This is a genomic window from Novosphingobium decolorationis (genome assembly GCF_018417475.1).
In the GTDB taxonomy this organism is placed as follows: Bacteria; Pseudomonadota; Alphaproteobacteria; order Sphingomonadales; family Sphingomonadaceae; genus Novosphingobium; species Novosphingobium decolorationis.
Genome location: NZ_CP054856.1, coordinates 864,515 through 884,229 on the forward strand (window position 1 = coordinate 864,515; position 19,715 = coordinate 884,229).

The following is a 19,715-nucleotide window of genomic DNA, read 5'->3' on the forward strand; positions in this document are numbered from 1 at the left end:
TGCGCTGGCCCCGCATCCCCCCAGCGGGCAGTTCCTTGCACCAAGTTGCGAGGAGGCGAAGTCTCCCGCTTGCGAGAGGACGAAAAGGTACACCATGCATAGCCCCTCCCCCACCACGCCACAGGCCGGGTCGCGCCGCCGCTGGTACACGCATCTCTATGTCCAGGTGATCGTGGCCATCGCCGCGGGCGTGGCTCTTGGCCACTTCGCTCCCCAGACCGGCGAAGCCTTCAAGCCGCTTGGCGATGCCTTCATCAAGCTGGTGAAGATGGTCATCGCCCCGGTCATCTTCCTGACCATCGTGACCGGCATCGCCTCGATGCGCGACTTGCGCGCGGTGGGCCGGGTCGCGGCCAAGGCCTTCGCCTACTTCCTGACCTTTTCGACGCTCGCGCTCATCATCGGCATGATCATTGCCAACGTGATGCGTCCGGGTGACGGGCTCAACATCGACCCGTCCTCGCTCGACGCAGCTGCCGTCGCCTCCTATTCCGAGAAGGCGCACGAAACCTCGCTCGTCGGCTTCCTTACCTCGATGATCCCGGACACGTTCCTGTCCTCGATGACCCAGGGCAACATCCTGCAGGTTCTTGTCATCGCCATCCTGTTCGGCGTTTCGCTGGCGGGCATGGGCGAGCGCGGCGACAAGCTGCTCGCGATCCTCGAAGACGTGTCGGGCGTGTTCTTCCGCCTTGTCTCGATCGTGATGAAGACCGCGCCCATCGGTGCGTTCGGCGCGATGGCCTTCACCATCGGCAAGTACGGCGTGGGCAGCCTTGCCAACCTCGCCGAACTGGTCGCGCTGTTCTATATCACGTCGCTGCTGTTCGTGATCGTCGTGCTGGGCACGGTGGCCCGCTTTGCCGGTTTCTCGATCTTCGCGCTCATCCGCTACCTCAAGGAAGAGCTGCTGCTGGTCCTGGGCACCTCCTCCTCGGAAAGCGCGCTGCCCTCGCTGATCGCGAAGATGGAAGCGGCCGGCTGCCCCAAGACCATCGTCGGCCTTGTCGTTCCCACCGGCTACTCGTTCAATCTCGATGGCACCAACATCTACATGACGCTGGCGGCGCTGTTCATCGCTCAGGCTTGCGGCGTGGACCTGACCCTTGGCCAGCAGATCCTGCTGCTTGCGGTTGCCATGCTGTCCTCCAAGGGCGCGGCGGGCGTCACCGGCGCCGGGTTCATCACGCTGGCCGCAACGCTTTCGATCGTGCCTTCCGTGCCGGTTGCCGGCATGGCGCTGATCCTGGGTATCGACCGCTTCATGTCCGAGTGCCGCAGTCTCACCAACTTCGTAGGCAACGCGGTGGCCACCGTCGTCGTCTCGCGCTGGGAAAAGTCGCTTGATCCCGCAGCCTTCCGCGCCGCCATCGCCAAGAACGGCCGCGCCCCGGCCGATCCGGACGCCGCCGCGGCCGCCCTCACTGCGGCGGAATGAGACCACGAACATGACCGCATTCCAAACCTGACATAGCTGGAGGGCCACAAGGCGAACGGCAAAGCCGTCGCACGAAGCGCCCCTCCCTTCCCCTCAACAGCCCTTCGGGTCGCACCACACAAGAGCTGAAATCCATGACCATCGACAACCGGCCGCTTATGGCCGTTGCCCTCGGCTGCGCGCTGTGCGCGAGCCCGGCCCTTGCCCAGAGCACCACCGAGCACACGGCCTACCCGCCTGCGGCCAATGGCGAGGGTCGCGTCACCAACGCCTACGCCACCGCGCGCTGGTCGGAGAACTGGAGCGCGCCGGGCGAAGCTCGCAAAATCGACGATCCGCTCGACCGCCTCAAGCACATCCGCCTCGACAGCGACGACGACATCTACCTGACGTTGGCCGGTGAAATGCGCCTGCGCACCAACTTCACCAGCAACCCGGGCCTTGTGAAGGGCGAGCACCAGCGCCACGACATCCTGCGCGTGACCGGCGGCGCCGACCTCCACCTGGGCGAACACGTGCGCCTCTACGGCGAGCTCTCGCACGCCGACAGCAGCGGCCACAACATCGGCACGCCCTCGGTCTACCAGGAGAACGATCTCGTCGTGGAGCAGAGCTTCGTCGAAGTTACCGGCACGCTCGGCGGCCTTGATCTCGGCGCACGTTACGGACGTCAGATGTTCTACGATGGCTCGAAGATGCTTGTCAGCCAGCGCGACAACAACGCCATCCACTACACCCAGAACGGCCTGCGCCTGTGGGCACGTGGCCGGGACGTTCGGGTCGACCTGTTCGACTTCAAGCCCACCGCCTATGGCCGCCAGGGCACCGGCGATGACCGGATCAACGACGAGATCCGCTTCAGCGGCGTGACCGTGGGCACCCAGCTTCCGCGCGATCTGCTTGGCGGATCGAAGCTCTCGTTCGATCCCTTCGTATGGCGCCTGCGCCGCCGCGAGGCCGCGTGGGTCGGAACCGTCGGACGCGAAGAGCGTGTCTATGTCGGCGCCCATGCCTGGGGTGATGTCGGCCCGGTCAACATCGACTGGACCGTCAACCACCAGTCCGGCAGCTTCGAGGATCGCGCGATTGACGCCTGGCAGGTCTTTACGAGCCAGACGGTAGCCCTGGGCGCGCAAAAGGGCGCGCCGCGCATCGGCTTCAACTTCGATTACGCCAGCGGCGGCGGCGGCAACGAGGATGGCCCCGGTGCAGGCAAGATGCGCAACGCGATCTCGCCGCACGGCGCCAATACGCCCTTCAGTCACCACCTGTTCCTGACCGCCAGCAACCTGGTCGAGCTCGCCCCGACCCTGTCGCTGAGCCCAGTCAAATCGGTCAAGATCCTCGCCGATTACAGCTTCGCCTGGCGCGCAACGACCAACGATGCGATCTACCGCGCCAACACGCGTCCGCTCGCAGGCACGCAGCTCTCGACGTCCCACAAGACCGCCGAGATGCCGCGCCTGCAGGTGCAGTGGAACATCTCGCCGCGCGTGGGCATCACGGCGCGCTACGAACACGTCTTTGCAGGACCCGCCCTGCGCGAAGCCGGCTACGGCGATTCCGACTTCTTCGGAACCTGGATCAGCCTGCGCTTCTGATCCCCAGTTCGCGGACTCGCTCCGTATGCGCGTCAACTATTCTGGCAGACGCGCATACGGGACGTTTTCCTCGCCCCGTATTCATCAGAGCCCTTTGCAGGACACGTCCTCTTGGATTCTGGACGGAATGATGTCGGGAATGTTTACAACATAGAACGAGCGTTAACTAATTAACGCAACAAATCCGTAGATGGCACGATCTTTGCCTCTTCTCTTTCGGTTCTTCTGCGGAAGAACGGGAGAAAGGGGAAAGTCATGAAGAAGAGCATATGCGGCCTTGCCGCGCTCGTAACGGGATTGGCGGTGCAACCTGCCCTTGCCGACGAGATAACCCTCTCGGATGCCGATGTCGGCTCGGAATACACGCTCATGTACGACGGGTTTTCCGATGGCTCGACAATCGATGGCCTAACCGCTAGGATCCGACTGACGCTGACGGGCATTTCGGGCAACGACTACATGTTCGCCTATAATGTTTCGAACACCACCTCGGCGCCAGTCACCGGATCGCGCATCTCCGGTTTTGCCTTCAACACCGACCCCACGATCTCCGCAGCCTCGAGCACGGGCGCCTTCAGCTACACAACGCTGAATTCGACCTACCCGAACGGCATCGGCACGGTCGACGTCTGCTTCAAGGATGCCTCGACGGGCAGCTGCGCGGGCGGCGGCGGCGGCGGCATCGAACTCGGCGGCAGCGGTGACGGAACGCTGACCCTCTCGTTCGCGAGCCCCACCGATACACTCTCGCTCAGCGACTTCTACGTTCGCTACCAGTCGATCACCGGCGTATCGGGCGTCACCTCGGCGAGCGGCGCGGGCACCGTCTCCTCGACGAGCGGCGGCTCGGACGTTCCCGAACCGGGCATGCTGGCGCTCTTTGGCGTTGCCCTCATCGGCCTCGCCATCAACCGCCGACGTGCGGTCGTCGCCCGCGGCAGCCTGCGTCCGGCCTACGCCATGGCCTGAAGGTCAGATCCGGACCAGACAAGGAGGGCTCGTCGCAAGACGGGCCCTCTTTTCGTATCCGGCACATGTCGCGTAATCAGGTTCCCTTGCGGGCGGCCGCCAGATGTCCCGCAATCGTGGTGTTGCCGGGGGCCTTCTTCGCGGCCGCTTCGAGCAAGCGCAAACCGCGCGCGTGATCGGTGTCGGTCTCCACCAGAAGCCACCCCGCCGTATCCATCACCGAGGCATTTTCCGGTGCAGACTCCAGTGCACGCAGCGCAAAGGCGAGCCCCTCCTGCTCACGCCCAAGACGGCTTTCCGCCAGCGCCAGATTGTTGAGAACAAGCGGATTGGTACCATCGGTGACGGCGAGCAGGCCCTTGTAGAGCGCGCTCGCGTTGGCCCAGTTGCCCGCCTTCATCGCGGTGTCGGCCTCGGCCAGCTGGGCTGCAAGAGCCTGCGGCGAGGGTGCGCGCGCCCTCTGCGCGGCCTGCGCCGCATCGCTCCGCCCGGCCCCTTTCGCCGCCGCAGCATACAGGCGCCGGTCGCTGCCCGATGCCGTCGATTTGGCCACCAGCGGCTCCAAGGTTGCCAGCGCGGCGGTAAAGTCCTTCTGCGCGATCTGGATGCGGGCAAGTTCGCGCCGCGCCGCGACGTTGGATGGCGCCCGGGTCAGCACGGGCTGCAAGGCTGCGCGCGCCTGCTCGTCCTGTCCGAGCTCCACCAGTGCGCGGGCATAGAGAATTGCCGCCTCGTCGCGCGAGCGCACGAGTTCGGAACTGGACTGCAAGATCCCGCGCACCTTCGCCCAATCGCCTTGTGCTCCAGCCAGCCGGGCGCGCAGATAGACAAGCTCCGGGCTCGCGCCTGTACCTTCCGGGACCGCTGCCAGCACGGTTTCCATCTCCTTGGTCCGGCCAAGATCGCCCAGGATCGCAGCCTTTCCGGTCAGCGCGGCCAGGTTTCCGGGATAGGCTTCGAGCGCGGCGGAATAGGCCTCGAGCGCGCGCAGCAGATCCCCCTGTGCCGTGGCCACCTGGCCATCGGCAAGCAACGCCTCGCGGGCGGAAGGATCGACCTTGAGCGCCCGGTCGACAAGGCCACGCGCTTTACGAACGTGCCCTTCCTTCAATTCGAGCCGCGCAAAATCGGCAAGGAGGCGCGCATTCTCAGGCCCCTCCTCCAGCCCCAGGGCAAAGGCACTGCGCGCCCTTGCGGGATCGCCCTTGAGCAGATGGGCCATGCCCCGCACCCACTGCGCCCCACTGCCGCGGGCCCCGTCCACCAGGGCCAGCGCCTCATCGGGCCGTGCGCGCAGGAGAGCCGCCTCGCCAAGCAGCACGGCGTGATCGGCGCTGCGCTGGCCGGGCGCGATCCGTTCGAGCGCCTGACGCGCGCCCTCCCCATCCCCCATGGCCAGAAGCGTGCGGGCGAGAAGCTTGCGGGCCGCCTCGTTCTGCGGCTCCTCCTGGAGCAGACTGACCAGATCGAGCCGGGCGCGGGTGAAGTCGTGCGCGGCATAGGAGGCGCGCGCGCGCTCCATCTGCTCGGCGGGATCGAGACCGCACCCTGCCAGATTCAGGGCCAGAGCCAAGGCAAGAGCCGGTACCAGCGCCAACGGCAATACGCGTTTCATTGAGCCCCTCCACAGGCGCAGACTCGCCCGACGGCGCTCCGCTCTCATGGTGTGTTCTTCCGGATTTTTACGGATTTGAGCAAGCAAAACGGGCCTCATGTCCCACGCTGACACTCCGCGCCGCGCCGCAGCCTTCGCAAAAACAACTTTCCTACACCCACACGCACGATGTAATCCTGCGTAACGGTGCCCCTGCCAAGGCAGCGCGCCATCTCCCCAAAGCGATGATCCCGGACACACGTCTGGCCTGCGGCGCACCTCGCGCCACCGCGCCATGCCGATGCTGTCCGCACCCTCCCATCCCGCACGCGCCCGCAGGGCGCACAGGAGGCTCATGCCATTCTCGATCCGCAAGGGCGTGCTCCACTCCCAGGACGCCGCCGTCACGCAGGTTCCCAGCCCCAACCATTCGGGCGCATTCCGCAGCCCCCCGCGCCTCATCGTGATGCACTACACAGCCGGTGGCAGTGCGGCGTCCTCGGCAAGCTGGCTTGCCAACCCGGCTGCAGGCGCCTCGGCCCACCTCGTGATCGGCCGTGACGGGGCGATCATCCAGTGCGTCAACCTGGAAAGGCGCGCCTGGCATGCCGGGCGCTCGGCCTGGCAGGGTCTGTCCGACCTCAACAGCCACGCCATCGGCATCGAGCTTGCCAACCGCGGCCCCCTCATCTGGTCGCCTCAGGGGTGGTGCGATGCGAGTGGCACGACCATTCCCGCCGTCGAGGCCGCCCACCGCCATGGCGGTCCGGTCCGCGGATGGGAGGTCTATCCCGAAGCCCAGATCACGGCCGCCATCGCCGTTACCCGGGCCCTCGCCGAAACCTACCCGATCCACGAGATCGTCGGGCATGACGACATCGCGCCGGGCCGCAAGCTCGACCCCGGCCCCGCGTTCGACATGCCCGCGTTCCGTACGCAGGTGCTGGGCGCATCCCTGCGCGCTCGGGTCACGGCCTCCTCGCTCAGGGTGCGCAGCGGGCCCGGCCTTGACCACCCGGTCCTGCGGGCGCTGCCGCGGGGCACGCCCGTCGAGGTCACCGAGCGCCACCGCGACTGGATCGCCATTGCGCCGGGCCAATGGGTCTTTGCGGAGCACGTGGCATGAGCGGCCTCTCGGCGATCCTGCGCGCAGCGAGCGGCGAGTTCGAGACGACCCGCGTGCTCGGCACCTTCGGCGTGCTCCTCTATGCTCTGGGGGCCCACGGCCTTCTGCTGTTCGAAACGATCGGACGCGGCCGCCCCTTCGACCTTGCCACCTACTGCACGGCCTTTCCCGGCGGCCTTGTCCTTCTGATCGGCACCGCAGGCGGCGTCGCGGCCCTGAAAGACCGCCAGGTCGCCCGCTCGCGCGCCATCGAGAAGGAGACCGCGCGATGATCCCGCTCCCCCTCGGCCTGCTCCGCGCCTTCGCTTGGCCCTGGCGCCTGCTTCGCACATACCCGTGGCCGGCGCTGGCGCTCGCCCTTGCCGCCTTCGCCTGGCTGCAGCACGGCCGCGCGCGCCATTGGCGCGAACGCGCCCGCAGTGAAGCTACCAGCCACGCCGCGACCAAGGCGAACTACCAGACCGCGCAGAAAGAGGCTGCCAGGCGGGCGCAGGAAGAACGTCTTGCCACCGAGCGCACCCATTCCCGTCTTGCAAAGGAAGCCGATGATGCCCTTCACGAAGCCGATCTGTGGCGCGCTCGCGCTGGCCGTTTTGCCGATGACGGCGGCATGCGCGTCGCATGTTCAGGCCCCGCTGGCCGTCCGGCCGGCCACGCCGCTGCCCCCGGCTCGGATCACCCTGCCCCGCGCGCTGACGGACCCGGTAGCCCTGCCGTCACTCTCTCCCGCGCCGACTTCGACACCCTGAGCGCGAACACCGAGCGGCTTCTGCGCGTCCACGCCTGGGGCCAGCGGCTTGTCGAGGAAGGGCTCGCCTTCCCCCCTGAAACACCCTGAACCCAGGGCGCTCAGCCCCCACGCAGGAGTTGCACGCCGTAGTCGCGCTCGAAAAGATAGAGAAGAATGCGCGCCGCCTCGCCCCGCGCGCCTTCCAGGCCACCATCGCGCTCCATCAACAGGCGCGCATCATCGTGGGCAAGCGGAAGCAGCTTGGTGATCTGCTCGAGGCTGGCAAGGCGAAAGGGCGTGTCGCCCGACTGGCGCGTGCCGAGAAGCTCGCCGCCCCCGCGCAGCTGCAGGTCTTCCTCGGCCAGACGAAAGCCGTCCTGCGTCTCGCGCATCAGCGCGAGGCGCTGGCGGCCGGTCTGGCTGAGCGCCTTTCCGCGCAGCAGAAGACAGGTCGATTTCTCCGAGCCACGTCCGACACGCCCGCGCAGCTGGTGCAGCTGGGCCAGGCCGAAACGCTCGGCCTGTTCGATCACCATGAGCGTGGCGTTGGGCACATCGACGCCGACCTCGATCACGGTCGTTGCAACCAGAAGGCTCGCCTCGCCCGAGGAAAAGCGCTCCATCCCGGCATCCTTTTCCTCGCCCTTGAGCTGGCCGTGCACCATGACGACGCGGTTGCCGAAGCGTTCCTTGAGCGCTTCGTAGCGCGCCTCGGCAGCGGCAATGTCGTCGGTCTCGCTCTCGGTCACCATCGGGCAGACCCAGTAGGCCTGCTGGCCGGACTGGATGTGACGCGAAAGCGCGCCGACCACGTCGTCCATCCGATCGGTCGAGACGACGCGCGTGTCGATGGCCTGGCGTCCGGGCGGCAGTTCGTCGAGCCGCGAGACTTCCATTTCGCCGTACTGCGCCAGTGTCAGCGTGCGCGGGATCGGGGTCGCCGTCATCGCCAGCGTGTGCGGCGTGCGCCGCCCCTTGCGCGCCAGCATCAGGCGCTGGCCGACGCCGAAGCGGTGCTGCTCGTCGATCACGACGAGGGCCAGATTGTGGTAGGCGACCGCGTCCTGGAAGATCGCGTGGGTGCCCACCACGATCTGGATCGACCCGTCGAGCAGGCCCATCAGGATCGCCTCACGCGCCTTGCCCTTGTCGCGCCCGGTCAGGAGCGCAATCTCGACGCCTGTTCCTTCCAGCATCTTGCGCAGCGTAGTGTAGTGCTGGCGCGCGAGGATCTCGGTCGGGGCGAGCATCGCGCCTTGCGCTCCGGCCTCCACCGCGATCAGCAGCGCCGAGAGCGCAACCACCGTCTTGCCCGCGCCGACATCGCCCTGCAGCAGACGCAGCATCGGCGCGGTCTGGGCCAGATCCCCCTCGATCTCGCGGATCGAACGGGCCTGCGCCCCAGTCAACGCGAAGGGCAGGCTGAGTTTTGCCCGCAGGCGCCCGTCGCCCTGCAGCGGCGTGCCGCGCTGTGAACGGTTGCTTGCGCGCACCAGCATGAGCGCCAGCGCGTTGGCGAAGAGTTCATCGTAGGCGAGGCGATCGCGCGCGGGCTCGTTGGGGCCACGATGCGCCTCGCGCAGGGCCTCGTGCCAGGCGGGCCAGTCGCTCTTGGCCATCTGGCTGCTCTCGATCCATTCGGGCAGTTCGGGAAGGTGCTCCAACGCCTGTTTCACAAGCGAGCCCATGCGCCCCTGTGTCATGCCTTCGGAGAGACCGTAGACGGCCTCGCGCTGCTGGCCGATGGGCGCGGTATCGCTTTCCGAGACGTGTTCGGGGTGCACCATCTGACGGGTCTGGCCGTACTCGTCGATGCGCCCTGCCACCCAGCGAGTCTCGCCCACCGGGAGCTGCTTCTTGCCGGTGTAGGACGCGCGCCCGAAGTAGGCGATCGTGCAGATATCACCTGCATCGTCCTCGGTGACGATGCGGTAGGGCCCGCGTCCCGTGGAGGCGCGATGTTCGCGCACGGTCAGGCGCACGATCACGTTCTCACCGATCCCCGCCTCATCGAGGCGGGTCACCATGCGCCGCTCCACGAAACGATCGGGCAGATGGTAGGCAAGATCCTTGATCCGCGTCAGGCCCAGCTTTTCCAGCGGACGGCGGATTCGGGGGCCGACCCCGTCGAGGGACTCGGAATCGACAAACAGGCAGTTGAGCGCTTCGGGCCGCATGGCCGCCTCTTAGCGCGCCTCTCGGGCATTTCACCAGAGCCCGTGGAACATACCGACAACTTTCCCCGTTGATGGGAGCAAACGGCAACGAAAAAAGGAGAGAGAGCATGCTCTTGCCCCATGGAACGATGTTTGCGCTGGTCGACGGGGAGAACTTCGAACTCTACCGCAACGCAGGGAAGGAAGCCTCGCCCGAGCTGACCGCGGTCGACGTGCCCGATCTTGCGCCCACCAACTACAGCGCCGGGATGAAGGACCACGACGCGGGCTCGCGCTATCCCGCCAACCCCAAGGACCGCACCTCGCGTCTTGATGAGGCCGCCCATGTCGCGGCGGTGACGCACTGGCTCAACAAGCAGGCCATGGAAAACCACATGGACAAGCTGGTAGTCATCGCGGACCCGAAATCGCTGGGCGAGATGCGCCGCCACTACCACAAGACGCTGGAAGCCACGATCCTGGAGGAAGTGCCCAAGACCCTCACGGGACGTTCCGGCCCCGAGATCGTCGCCGCACTGCGGGCCTGAAGGTGCACCATTCGCACCACTGAAAACCTTGCCCCGGCCCGCGCCGCATTGTAACGGCGCGGGTCATGACTGATACCTCGTCCCGTCTCGCCCGACTTCGCTTTCGTGCCTGGCACCGTGGCACGCGCGAGGCCGACTACATGATCGGCTGCTTCTTCGACCGTTTCCACGAAACCTGGTCCGAGGCCGACATGGACTGGTTCGAGACCCTGATCGAGGAAGAGGACGTCGAGATCATGGCCTGGGCGCTCAAGACCGAGCCGGTCCCCGAAAAGTTCCAGGGCCCGCTGATGGACCGCATGATGAAGCTCGACTACGTCGAAATTCCGTACTGAGTTTTCCCGCTCCCACCCGTATTCCTGGCCTGAGCGTGGCGACGGCCGTTCGCCACACGCAGAAGCCATGACCGACTTTTCCCGCATTCTTTCCGCCACTTCGCCTCTCACGCTGGCTTCCGTCACGCGCGGCAGCCAGCCGCTGGTGATGGCCGACCTCGCGCGCGCCGCCAAGGGCCGCGCGGTCTTCGTCGCCGACAACGAGGCGAGCATGAGCGCGCTGGCCGAGGCCGCGCGCTTCTTTGCGCCCGAATTGCAGGTGATCGAGTTTCCCTCGTGGGACTGCCTGCCCTACGACCGTGCGAGCCCCGCGCTATCGGTCAGCGCCCGGCGCCTCGCCGCACTGCACCAGCTCCAGGCCAAGCGCACCGGGCCGCAGCTTCTTGTCACCACGACCAACGCGCTGACCCAGCGCGTGCTTACCCCGTTCCGCATCCGCGAATCGGTAAAGCTTCTGAAGCCGGGCCTCGAGATCGGCCACGAAAGCCTGATCGCGCTCCTGCGCCGCCAGGGCTACCAGCGCACCGACACCGCCATCGACGCGGGCGAATTCGCGGTGCGCGGCTCGATCTTCGACATCGTGCCCTCGGGCCTCGATGCCGGGCTTCGTCTCGACTTCTTCGGCGATGAGCTGGAAACACTGCGCCTCTTCGACACCAACACCCAGCGCTCGACCGGCACGGTCAAGGAGCACCTCCTCGTGCCCGCGAGCGAGGCGCTGATCGACGAGGCCAGCGTCAAGCGCTTCCGCACCCGCTATCGCGAGCTGTTCGGCGCGAATGCCACCGCCGACCCGCTCTACCAGGCGGTCAGCGACGGGCGCCGCCTGGCGGGCATGGAGCACTGGCTCCCGCTTTTCGAGGATCGCCTCGTCACCCTCTTCGACCACCTCGCGCCCGAGGACGTGATGGTCCTCGACAGCACCGTCGCAGGCGCGGCCGAAGAGCGCTTTGGCGACATTGCGGACTACTTCAGGAACCGCAAGGAAACCTCTGGACAGAAAGCGGGATCCTACCGTCCGCTGGCCACCGATGCGCTCTATCTGGCGCCCGAAGAACTGGCGGGACTGACAGAGGCCCAGCCCGCGCACAAGGCCGATCCCTTCGCGCAGCCCGAGAGCGCCAGGGTCCTCGACTTCGGCTTCTCCAACGCCCGCGATTTCGCGCCCGAACGCGCGCGCGGCGACAACGCCTACGAGGCCGCCGCCAAACACTTTGCCGCGCTCGGCAAGCAGGGCCGCAAACCCATCCTCGCCGCCTATTCGACGGGCAGCCGCGCGCGCCTCGTCTCGATCCTGGGCGAGGCTTCAGGCACTGAGCCGCGCCTTGCCGAAACCTGGCAGGAGGCGCTGGGCATGGCGGTCCAGGGCCGCGCCGCGGCGCTGGTTCTCCCGCTCGAGACCGGCTTTGCCAACGAGGCGCTCGAAGTCGTCACCGAGCAGGATATCCTGGGTGACCGCCTCGTCCGGCGCAAGAAGCGCAAGAAGGACGCCGACGCCTTCATGGCCGAGCTCGCCGCGCTGACGCCCGGCGATCTCATCGTCCACATGGACCACGGCATCGGCCGCTACGAGGGGCTCCAGTCGATCCCGGTCGGCCAGAGCCCGCACGACTGCGTGATGCTGACCTACCATGGCGGCGACAAGCTCTATATCCCGGTCGAGAACCTCGACGTCCTCTCGCGCTACGGCAGCGAATCCGAGGGCGTCCAGCTCGACAAGTTGGGCGGCGAGGCCTGGCAAAAGCGCCGCGCCCGCCTCAAGGAGCGCATCCGCGAGATCGCGGGCGAGCTGATGAAGACCGCCGCCGAGCGTGCGCTGCGCAAGGCCCCCGCGCTGCTCCCCGACGAATCGAGCTTCAACCAGTTCGTCGACCGCTTTCCCTGGCAGGAAACCGACGACCAGGAGCACGCCATCGCCGACGTCCTCGAGGACCTGGGCAGCGGCAAGCCGATGGACCGCCTCGTCTGCGGCGATGTCGGCTTCGGCAAGACCGAAGTGGCCCTTCGCGCCGCCTTCGTTGCGGCCATGGCCGGCCAGCAGGTCGCGGTGGTCGCACCCACGACCCTCCTTGCGCGCCAGCACTATTCCGGCTTTGCCGAGCGCTTCAACGGCTTCCCCCTCAACGTGGGGCGCCTCTCGCGTCTCGTCCCCGAGAAGGAAGCGCGCACCACCCGCGAGGGGCTGGCGAGCGGCAATGTCGATGTCGTGTGCGGCACCCACGCGATCCTCTCCAAGACCGTCGAGTTCAAGAACCTGGGCCTTGTCATCGTCGACGAGGAACAGCGCTTCGGTGTGACCCACAAGGAGAAGCTCAAGCAGCTGCGCGCCGACGTCCACGTCCTGACCCTCACCGCCACGCCGATCCCGCGCACGCTGCAGATGGCGATGTCGGGCCTGCGCGAGCTTTCCACCATCCAGACCCCGCCGGTCGACCGCCTTGCGGTGCGCACCTACGTGATGGAATGGGACGACATGGTGATGCGCGAGGCGCTGCTGCGCGAACACCACCGCGGCGGCCAGAGCTTCATCGTCGTGCCGCGCATCTCGGACATGCCCGAGGTCGAGCAGTGGCTGGCCAAGTACGTGCCCGAGGTCAAGGTCATCGCCGCCCACGGCCAGATGTCGGCCAGCGAAGTGGAAGAGCGCATGAGCGCCTTCTACGACGGCAAGTACGAAGTCCTGCTTTCGACCACCATCGTTGAAAGCGGCATCGACATTCCCCGCGCCAACACCATCATCATCCACCGCGCCGACCGCTTCGGCCTTGCCCAGCTTTACCAGCTGCGCGGACGTGTGGGCCGCTCCAAGCTGCGCGCCTATGCGTACCTGACGACGCCCGCCAACCAGGCGCTCACCGAAGTCTCGGAAAAGCGCCTCAAGGTGCTGGGCGATCTCGACAGCCTGGGCGCAGGCTTCCAGCTCGCCAGCCACGACCTCGACATTCGCGGCGCGGGCAACCTCCTGGGCGATGAACAGTCCGGCCACATCCGCGAGGTCGGCTTCGAGCTCTACCAGTCGATGCTGGAGGACGCGATCATGGCCGCACGCGCGGGTGGCGTGGGGCTGGAGAAGGACACCACGGGCCTCTCCCCCCAGATCACCGTCGATGCCCCGATCATGATCCCGGACGATTACGTCCCCGATCTGGCCGTGCGCATGGCGCTCTATCGACGCCTCAACGATGCGGAAAACCAGGAGGAGGTGGAATCGCTCTCGGCCGAGATGATCGACCGCTTCGGGCCCCTTCCCGATCCGACCGCCAACCTCATCCAGCTCATCCAGATCAAGCGCCAGGCGATTGCCGCCCACATCGCCAAGATCGACGTGGGCCCGCGCGGTACGCTGGTCAGCTTCCACAACGACAGCTTCCCCAACCCCACCGGCCTCATCGCCTATGCCGAGCGGCTCAAGGGCGCGATCAAGCTTCGCCCGGACCACAAGCTGGTGCTCCAGCGCGCCTGGAGCGATCCCAAGTCGCGCCTCAACGGCCTGTTCCAGCTGACCAAGGGCCTGGCCGGGGTGGCGCGCAAGGCCAAGTGAGGCTGCGACAGAAAGTTTCAGAAACGATATACAATATATCCTTGCCTTGAAACCGGCGGGCGACCAGTCTGGGCCGCGAGGTCACACTCGAAAGACAGACAGGGACACCCATGAAACGATTTACGTCGCTCGCCGCCGCCTCCCTCCTCGTGCTCGCGCATCCCGCGCTGGCGCAGAAGGGCGAAGGACCGGATGCCGCGCGCGAACACGACAAGGCCGTGGCCGAGGAAGTGGCGGCTGGCTGGGCCAGCGCTCCGGTGGAAGAAATCAGCAAGACCGCCAAGGGCTCGGTCAACGTCGATGGCCGCTCCATCGCCTACACCGCGACGGCGGGCACGCTCACCATCCGCGATGCCAAGGGCAAGCCGACCCAGAGCATCTTCTACACCGCCTACACCGCGCCGGGGAAGAACCGCCCGGTCACCTTCTTCTACAACGGTGGCCCCGGCTCGGCGAGCCTGTGGCTGCGCATGGGCAGCTTCGCGCCGACCCACGTGCGCACGAGCGACCCCATAGCGGTGGCCCCTGCCCCCTATGATGTCGGCCCCAATCCCGACAGCCTGATCGGCTCGACCGACATGGTCTTCCTCGATGCTCCGGGCTCGGGCTACTCGCGCGCGCTGGGCGATACCGACCCGGCCTCGTTCTACGGCGTGGACCAGGACGTGGGCGCCTTTGCCGACGCGATCCAGCGCTACATCTCCAAGAACGGGCGCTGGGGCGATCCCAAGTACATCTTCGGCGAAAGTTACGGCACGACCCGCTCGGGCGCGCTGGCCGAGGAAATGGAAGGGCGCGGTATGGCGCTCAACGGCGTGGTCCTGCTTTCCTCGATCATGAACTACGGCGTGCGCCAGTCGGGCTTCGACAACATCCACATCGGCTATCTGCCGAGCTACGCAGCGACCGCCTGGTACCACAACCGCGTCGCCGACCGCCCCGCCTCGCTCGCCCAGTTCGTCGAGGAAGCCCGACAGTTCGCCAATGGCCCCTACGCCACCGCGCTGGGCAAGGGCTCGGACATCACGCCCGAGGAGGAAGATGCCGTCGCGCGCCAGATGAGCCGCTACACCGGCCTCTCGGTCGACTTTCTGAAGGACGCAAACCTGCGCGTCGATCTCAGCCGCTTCCGCAAGGAACTGCTGCGCACCGAGCGCGAGACGCTGGGCCGCTTCGATTCGCGCTACACCGGCACGGATGCGGATGCGGCGGGCGAAGGGCCCGAGTACGATCCCTCCAGCACGGGGATCACCGGGCTCTATATCTCCAGCTTCATGGACCAGCTGCACACGACCTTCGGGTATGACACCGACCTCACGTACCGGCGCAGCGCGCGCGAAGCCGGCAACTTTGACTGGGACTGGTCCCACAAGGCGCCGGGCTACGGCTATTCGAGCTTCCAGAACCAGGTCGACGTGACGCAGGACCTCAGCCGCGCCATGCGTACCAACCCGTACATGCGCGTGCTATCGCTGAACGGCTACTACGACATGGCAACGCCGTTCCACTCGACCGAGCGGGACCTCAAGCACATGATGCTGGAACCCAAGCTGCGCGGGAACCTCCAGTTCAAGTACTATGAGGCCGGACACATGATCTATCTGAACCCCGAAGCGCTGCACCAGATGCGCCTCGATCTCGAGGCCTTCTACGCACAAGGCAGGTAAGCGCAGGCCACAGGCGCGCGCGGACCGGGATCAGGCTCAGGCCCTCTCCATCTCGGTCCGCGCCAGCTTCTCGAACAGGGCCACGCTCATCGGCTGGGCGCGCAGGAAACCCTGATAGTATCCGCAATGCTCGCGCGCGACGGCGTCTCGCTGGTCGGCCCGCTCGATCCCCTCGGCAATCACCTCCAGATCGAGCGCCGTGGCCATCGCCACGATCGCGCGCAGGATCGCGACGTCGCGCGGGTCGGTGGTAATTCCCTCGATCATCGCCCGGTCGAGCTTGATGTAGTGGATCGGCAGCACCTTCAGGTACCGGAAATTGCAGAAGCCCGCGCCGAAGTCGTCGAGCGCGATGCGGATACCCTGCGCCGAGAATTCCGCCATGATCTGCGCGGCCGCCGTCACATCGGCGATCAGCGACTGCTCGGTAATCTCGAGCGTCAGCTGGCGCAGCGGAAAGCCGCTCTCTCCCACGAGATCGAGCATCTGGGAGGTATAGCTCTCGAAGGCGAGGTCCTCGGGCGTCACATTGATCGAAAGCCGCAGGTTCTCGGGCCAGTTGCGCGCGGCCCACAGCGCCTTGCGCGCAATATGCTGCGACAGCGGGCCGACATGATCTGTCCGCTCAGCCAGATTGAACAGCGCCCCTGCCCCGATCCGCCCCAATTCGGGATGGTCCCAGCGCGCCAGCGCCTCGGCTCCGGTCAAGTGGTCGTCCTCCAGGCTGAACTGCGGCTGGAAGAGGACCTCGATCTCATCACGGTCAATCGCGCCCAGAAGGTCGGCTTCGAGCTGCGCGGTCGAGATGCCGGGCGGGATTGCCTCGCCATCGGCCCAGACCAGACGCGCGCCCTGCTGCTCGTTGACCGCCTGGAGCGCAACGCCGAGCCGCTCGAGCATCGATTCGACCACTTCCTCGGCCAGCGTCCGGATCAGGGCGAACCGCGGCGAGAGGCGGATCACCCCCGATGGTACGGCGATGGGGCGCGAAAGCAGGTGCGAAAGCTGGTCGGCCAGGAGCTGCCAGCGCTCACGACTGCACGAGATGTTGGCGACCAGCAGGAAATTGCCGCCGCCTGCACGGGTCAGCACCCAGGGCGCGTCGAGCTCTTCCGAAGCGTAATGGCTGACCCGGGCGGCAATTTCCTCGAGCGCGCCGTCGCCGGCAGCCGCACCATAGGCCATGTTAATCGCATCAAGGCGGCGCAGGCTGATGAGCATCGCGTGGACGTGCACCGGGGCCAGGTTTTCCTGCGCCTCGGCCTGCCATGCGGCCATGCGTTCATGGACGAGCTCCACGCCGGGAAGGCCGCTCAGGCGATCTTCCAGTCTCAGCGCAAGGCGTTCGGCCTGGCCAGGGTGCGACGACGTCATCTTTTCTCCTTTATGGCAAAGGCCTTGCCAAACCGTTCAAAATTTACCAGCCCCATGGCCCGGGCCGGGAACAGCTGTCCCGTTCGGGAACACATTGCTGCGGAGTTTCCATGAGTCAGATTTCCCCTTCGGATGAAGCGGTTAGCCCGCCCTTGCGGCTCGCCCTCATCCTCTCTGACAGCGCACAGGCTCAGACCCGCGCGGAGGAGCTGCGCGAGGCCCATCCTTGGGTGGAGCCCGAGGAGGCCGAAATCCTGGTGGTCGTAGGCGGCGATGGCTTCATGCTGCATGTGCTGCACGAGATGCTCGACAAGGGAATTTCCAAGCCCTGCTACGGCATCAACCTGGGAACCGTGGGCTTCCTCATGAACAGCCTCCATGGCGATGCGACCGTCCTCGAACGGATCCACGCTGCGCGGCGCATTCCGGTCAGCCCGCTGCGCATGCACGCCACCACCCAGTCGGGCGAGGAATTCAGCTACTACGCGATCAACGAGGTCTCGCTCCTGCGCGAGACGCGCCAGACCGCCAAGTTGGAGATCCGTATCAACGGACGCGTGCGGATGGGCGAGATGGCGGGCGATGGCATTCTCGTGGCGACGCCGGTCGGTTCGACCGCCTACAACCTCTCCGCCAACGGGCCGATCCTGCCGCTGGGATGCCGCATGCTCGCCCTCACCCCGATCAGCCCCTTCCGCCCGCGCCGCTGGAAGGGCGCGATCCTGCCCGAGAGCGCCGAAGTGGAGTTCCGCATCCGCGAGCCAGGCAAGCGCCCGGTCGCGGCCGTCGCCGACCAGAAGGAAGTGCGCGACGTCCGCACCGTTCGGATAAGCACCTCGACCGAAAGGGAAATGACCCTGCTCTTCGATCCCGGGTTCACCCTCGAGGAACGCATCTTCGCCGAACAATTCCAAGTCTGAGGCGGTTTTCTGCGAGCCCCTCAAAAAAAATCAAATTTTTGCCAAGATCAGGGTTGCCAACCCAAAACACCCTGCGTATAGGGCCAGTCCTGCCGCGGCGGTGGAAACACTGACTGGCTGCTCCCCGATAGCTCAGCGGTAGAGCCCTCGACTGTTAATCGAGTTGTCGTAGGTTCGAATCCTACTCGGGGAGCCATTTCCTTCCGCAAGCCACTGAAAACATTGCCGTTTTTGGTCGCTTGCGGAATGAAACTACTAAAACACCCACCATCCATAATGATGTTGATTGTTACGCTTTGAGATTGATGCCTTGCGCCTATCAGTCTGTCTGCGTGCGCTTCACAGCGGCTTTCCCCTTCTCTCGAATATCCTTGCGGACCGTGTTCGCAGCGGGTCGCATGAACGGGCGCCCTTTCATTTCCTCGGTGCCAAATTCGAGAGAGAGGGCATGAGGAGCGTCGGCTATCGAACGGGCGCTGGTGGGTCCAGTTTTCTCCGCGCGAATCGAATCTTTGAGTTCGCCGGTGACTTCGCGCGGGGGCTTGCCGGGCCGCGATGGCGTTTCGCGTTTCACGATAGATGCCTTCGCCTCCTCCGCGTGCTGCTTCGCAAGATCTTCAACCATTTCGCCCGCCTGCTTACGCGCCTGCTCCCGCATCTGTTTCAGCCGTTTGAGGTGCGCATCTGCCCCTTTAAATTTCGCCATTAAAGTAACCTCCCTCGAATAACGTAATGGGATCGGGCTGCATCCTGCTCCGCGCTCTGAATACTGTAAAGATCGCCATTTCCATCGGTAATTTGATGATCCGACGTGATGGAAGGGACGCCCTTGGCGAGAACCAGTAGCCTCACGTCGCCCTCGGAGAATCCGGCCCCAGCGCGCATCTGGTCGCTGGCGCTGTCTGTCTGGACCTTCACAGGCGTATCGCCGCCTTCATACCCGATTATCGTTCCCCCAGGTCCATAGATCGGATCGCCCGTTCCACCATGAAGGGTGCCGTCGAGGAACAAGCCGGAGAACGCAGTGTGAAGAACCAATGCAAGGTCGCCGCCGAGCAATCCCATCAATCAGCCCAATCGATGAACGAGAGCGCATCTTCCACCGCTTGAGGGTCGAGGCCCGATTCCTTGGCCTGCGTGAGGGCCTGCACCATAGCGCCGAATGCGCGAGCACGGCCACCGGCATCGAATGCCTGAGCGGGACGCACCACGTCGATTAGGACCGTGCTGGCGAGCTTGGCGCTGGCCTCCTCGGCCATCACGTTGGCGATCGGCTGCAAAATCCACTGCGCAAGGTGGCGCTGCGCCTCTCGCACAAGCGGTCCCTGCGCGTTGCTCGCGAACATGGCAGGCAGAACGCCGAATGCCGCGAAGATCGAGCTGCGCGCCTCGGAAAGCGACTGCACGGCCTGCGACGGCTGAATATCGGGCGTGACGCCTTGGGCGCGCCAGTCCTGCGCCGGGGCTGGTCCACCCGCTGCCGTGACGTTAACCGATTCGCGGAGCATCACCCGGCCACGCCTGCCACGGAAGCTATGGCCCAGCTTGTCCAGGTCCACGTCGGGGCTTTCCGGGAACGGCACCACTTGACTGCCCAGCGGGGCATTCTCGTAAATCTCGGACAGGGTGAGAACGGCGGAGCAATATTCGACCACGCTAGCGGCGGGATAGTCCTGCTGCGGGCGGCGTAAAAGTCGTCCACCTTGAAGCCTTTCT

General features: G+C 65.9%; 17 protein-coding genes and 1 tRNA gene. 12 read left to right on the forward strand and 6 right to left on the reverse strand.

Annotation, left to right across the window (positions count from 1 at the left end; translation table 11 throughout):
• Nucleotides 1–94: 94 nt before the first annotated feature.
• The 3 genes from HT578_RS04035 to HT578_RS04045 all read left to right on the forward strand — a co-directional run bounded on the left by HT578_RS04035 (nt 95) and on the right by HT578_RS04045 (nt 4,008).
• On the forward strand, nt 95–1,438 hold the full coding sequence (locus HT578_RS04035) for a dicarboxylate/amino acid:cation symporter (protein WP_213502267.1): 1,344 nt from the start codon (nt 95–97) through the stop codon (nt 1,436–1,438).
• Between the two features lie 134 nt (nt 1,439–1,572).
• Nucleotides 1,573–3,039: an alginate export family protein gene (locus HT578_RS04040; protein ID WP_213502268.1), complete on the forward strand. Its 1,467-nt coding sequence runs from the start codon at nt 1,573–1,575 to the stop codon at nt 3,037–3,039.
• A gap of 255 nt (nt 3,040–3,294) precedes the next feature.
• Nucleotides 3,295–4,008 (forward strand): cistern family PEP-CTERM protein, encoded by a 714-nt coding sequence (locus HT578_RS04045; RefSeq protein WP_213502269.1) that lies wholly within the window; start codon nt 3,295–3,297, stop codon nt 4,006–4,008.
• Between the two features lie 76 nt (nt 4,009–4,084).
• Here HT578_RS04045 and HT578_RS04050 read toward each other — a convergent pair whose 3' ends face one another.
• A complete protein-coding gene (locus HT578_RS04050) occupies nt 4,085–5,623 on the reverse strand; it encodes a tetratricopeptide repeat protein (RefSeq protein ID WP_213502270.1) in 1,539 nt (512 codons plus the stop codon).
• 334 nt (nt 5,624–5,957) lie between these two features.
• Between HT578_RS04050 and HT578_RS04055 the strand changes: the two genes are divergently transcribed.
• Genes HT578_RS04055 through HT578_RS04065 form a run of 3 tightly spaced genes read left to right on the forward strand, consistent with a single transcriptional unit; the run spans nt 5,958 to nt 7,566 of the window.
• Nucleotides 5,958–6,728 (forward strand): N-acetylmuramoyl-L-alanine amidase, encoded by a 771-nt coding sequence (locus tag HT578_RS04055; RefSeq protein ID WP_213502271.1) that lies wholly within the window; start codon nt 5,958–5,960, stop codon nt 6,726–6,728.
• On the forward strand, nt 6,725–7,000 hold the full coding sequence (locus HT578_RS04060; protein WP_039392870.1) for a hypothetical protein: 276 nt from the start codon (nt 6,725–6,727) through the stop codon (nt 6,998–7,000). The genes HT578_RS04055 and HT578_RS04060 overlap by 4 nt, the downstream gene beginning before the upstream one ends.
• Complete coding sequence (locus HT578_RS04065; protein WP_213502272.1) at nt 6,997–7,566, forward strand: hypothetical protein; 570 nt, start codon at nt 6,997–6,999, stop codon at nt 7,564–7,566. Before HT578_RS04060 ends, HT578_RS04065 begins: the two co-directional genes overlap by 4 nt.
• A gap of 11 nt (nt 7,567–7,577) precedes the next feature.
• Here the strand turns inward: HT578_RS04065 and recG are convergent, their stop codons facing one another.
• Nucleotides 7,578–9,635, reverse strand: coding sequence for an ATP-dependent DNA helicase RecG (gene recG / locus HT578_RS04070; RefSeq protein ID WP_213502273.1), 2,058 nt, complete (start codon nt 9,633–9,635; stop codon nt 7,578–7,580).
• A gap of 107 nt (nt 9,636–9,742) precedes the next feature.
• Here recG and HT578_RS04075 point away from each other — a divergent pair, with 107 nt between their 5' ends.
• From HT578_RS04075 to HT578_RS04090, 4 genes are all read left to right on the forward strand, one after another.
• Nucleotides 9,743–10,162: a baeRF12 domain-containing protein gene (locus tag HT578_RS04075; protein WP_213502274.1), complete on the forward strand. Its 420-nt coding sequence runs from the start codon at nt 9,743–9,745 to the stop codon at nt 10,160–10,162.
• A gap of 65 nt (nt 10,163–10,227) precedes the next feature.
• Entirely contained in the window at nt 10,228–10,497 is a 270-nt protein-coding gene (locus tag HT578_RS04080) for an FAD assembly factor SdhE (RefSeq protein WP_213502275.1), read from the forward strand.
• A 67-nt stretch (nt 10,498–10,564) separates the two neighbouring features.
• Nucleotides 10,565–14,038 carry a transcription-repair coupling factor gene (mfd, locus tag HT578_RS04085; RefSeq protein WP_213502276.1) on the forward strand — a complete coding sequence of 1,158 codons (3,474 nt, stop codon included), beginning with the start codon at nt 10,565–10,567 and terminating at the stop codon, nt 14,036–14,038.
• 110 nt (nt 14,039–14,148) lie between these two features.
• Nucleotides 14,149–15,705, forward strand: coding sequence for a S10 family peptidase (locus tag HT578_RS04090; RefSeq protein ID WP_213502277.1), 1,557 nt, complete (start codon nt 14,149–14,151; stop codon nt 15,703–15,705).
• Nucleotides 15,706–15,741: 36 nt separating this feature from the next.
• On the opposite strand, the gene HT578_RS04095 is transcribed toward HT578_RS04090, so the two are convergent.
• The gene (locus HT578_RS04095) at nt 15,742–17,079 is read right to left on the reverse strand and encodes an EAL domain-containing protein (protein ID WP_213502278.1); all 1,338 of its coding nucleotides are present in this window, start codon (nt 17,077–17,079) and stop codon (nt 15,742–15,744) included.
• A 110-nt stretch (nt 17,080–17,189) separates the two neighbouring features.
• Between HT578_RS04095 and HT578_RS04100 the strand changes: the two genes are divergently transcribed.
• Nucleotides 17,190–17,999, forward strand: coding sequence for an NAD kinase (locus HT578_RS04100; protein ID WP_039392863.1), 810 nt, complete (start codon nt 17,190–17,192; stop codon nt 17,997–17,999).
• Between the two features lie 121 nt (nt 18,000–18,120).
• A tRNA-Asn gene (locus HT578_RS04105) sits at nt 18,121–18,195 on the forward strand.
• A gap of 123 nt (nt 18,196–18,318) precedes the next feature.
• Here HT578_RS04105 and HT578_RS04110 read toward each other — a convergent pair.
• The 3 genes from HT578_RS04110 to HT578_RS04120 are packed head-to-tail and all read right to left on the reverse strand — an operon-like array spanning nt 18,319 to nt 19,654.
• The gene (locus tag HT578_RS04110; RefSeq protein ID WP_213502279.1) at nt 18,319–18,705 is read right to left on the reverse strand and encodes an HK97-gp10 family putative phage morphogenesis protein; all 387 of its coding nucleotides are present in this window, start codon (nt 18,703–18,705) and stop codon (nt 18,319–18,321) included.
• Nucleotides 18,705–19,064, reverse strand: a complete 360-nt coding sequence (locus HT578_RS04115; RefSeq protein WP_213502280.1) for a hypothetical protein — start codon at nt 19,062–19,064, stop codon at nt 18,705–18,707. The genes HT578_RS04110 and HT578_RS04115 overlap by 1 nt, the downstream gene beginning before the upstream one ends.
• Nucleotides 19,064–19,654, reverse strand: coding sequence for a hypothetical protein (locus tag HT578_RS04120; protein ID WP_213502281.1), 591 nt, complete (start codon nt 19,652–19,654; stop codon nt 19,064–19,066). The genes HT578_RS04115 and HT578_RS04120 overlap by 1 nt, the downstream gene beginning before the upstream one ends.
• Nucleotides 19,655–19,715 lie beyond the last annotated feature (61 nt).

Coding starts and splice junctions, on each gene's coding strand:
- HT578_RS04050 (WP_213502270.1), bottom strand. CDS start 5,623: ATGAAACGCGTATTGCCGTTGGCGCTGGTACCGGCTCTTGCCTTGGCT.
- HT578_RS04115 (WP_213502280.1), bottom strand. CDS start 19,064: ATGGGATTGCTCGGCGGCGACCTTGCATTGGTTCTTCACACTGCGTTC.
- mfd (WP_213502276.1), top strand. CDS start 10,565: ATGACCGACTTTTCCCGCATTCTTTCCGCCACTTCGCCTCTCACGCTG.
- HT578_RS04090 (WP_213502277.1), top strand. CDS start 14,149: ATGAAACGATTTACGTCGCTCGCCGCCGCCTCCCTCCTCGTGCTCGCG.
- HT578_RS04110 (WP_213502279.1), bottom strand. CDS start 18,705: ATGGCGAAATTTAAAGGGGCAGATGCGCACCTCAAACGGCTGAAACAG.
- HT578_RS04035 (WP_213502267.1), top strand. CDS start 95: ATGCATAGCCCCTCCCCCACCACGCCACAGGCCGGGTCGCGCCGCCGC.
- HT578_RS04080 (WP_213502275.1), top strand. CDS start 10,228: ATGACTGATACCTCGTCCCGTCTCGCCCGACTTCGCTTTCGTGCCTGG.
- HT578_RS04095 (WP_213502278.1), bottom strand. CDS start 17,079: ATGACGTCGTCGCACCCTGGCCAGGCCGAACGCCTTGCGCTGAGACTG.
- HT578_RS04045 (WP_213502269.1), top strand. CDS start 3,295: ATGAAGAAGAGCATATGCGGCCTTGCCGCGCTCGTAACGGGATTGGCG.
- HT578_RS04100 (WP_039392863.1), top strand. CDS start 17,190: ATGAGTCAGATTTCCCCTTCGGATGAAGCGGTTAGCCCGCCCTTGCGG.
- HT578_RS04075 (WP_213502274.1), top strand. CDS start 9,743: ATGCTCTTGCCCCATGGAACGATGTTTGCGCTGGTCGACGGGGAGAAC.
- HT578_RS04060 (WP_039392870.1), top strand. CDS start 6,725: ATGAGCGGCCTCTCGGCGATCCTGCGCGCAGCGAGCGGCGAGTTCGAG.
- HT578_RS04040 (WP_213502268.1), top strand. CDS start 1,573: ATGACCATCGACAACCGGCCGCTTATGGCCGTTGCCCTCGGCTGCGCG.
- recG (WP_213502273.1), bottom strand. CDS start 9,635: ATGCGGCCCGAAGCGCTCAACTGCCTGTTTGTCGATTCCGAGTCCCTC.
- HT578_RS04065 (WP_213502272.1), top strand. CDS start 6,997: ATGATCCCGCTCCCCCTCGGCCTGCTCCGCGCCTTCGCTTGGCCCTGG.
- HT578_RS04055 (WP_213502271.1), top strand. CDS start 5,958: ATGCCATTCTCGATCCGCAAGGGCGTGCTCCACTCCCAGGACGCCGCC.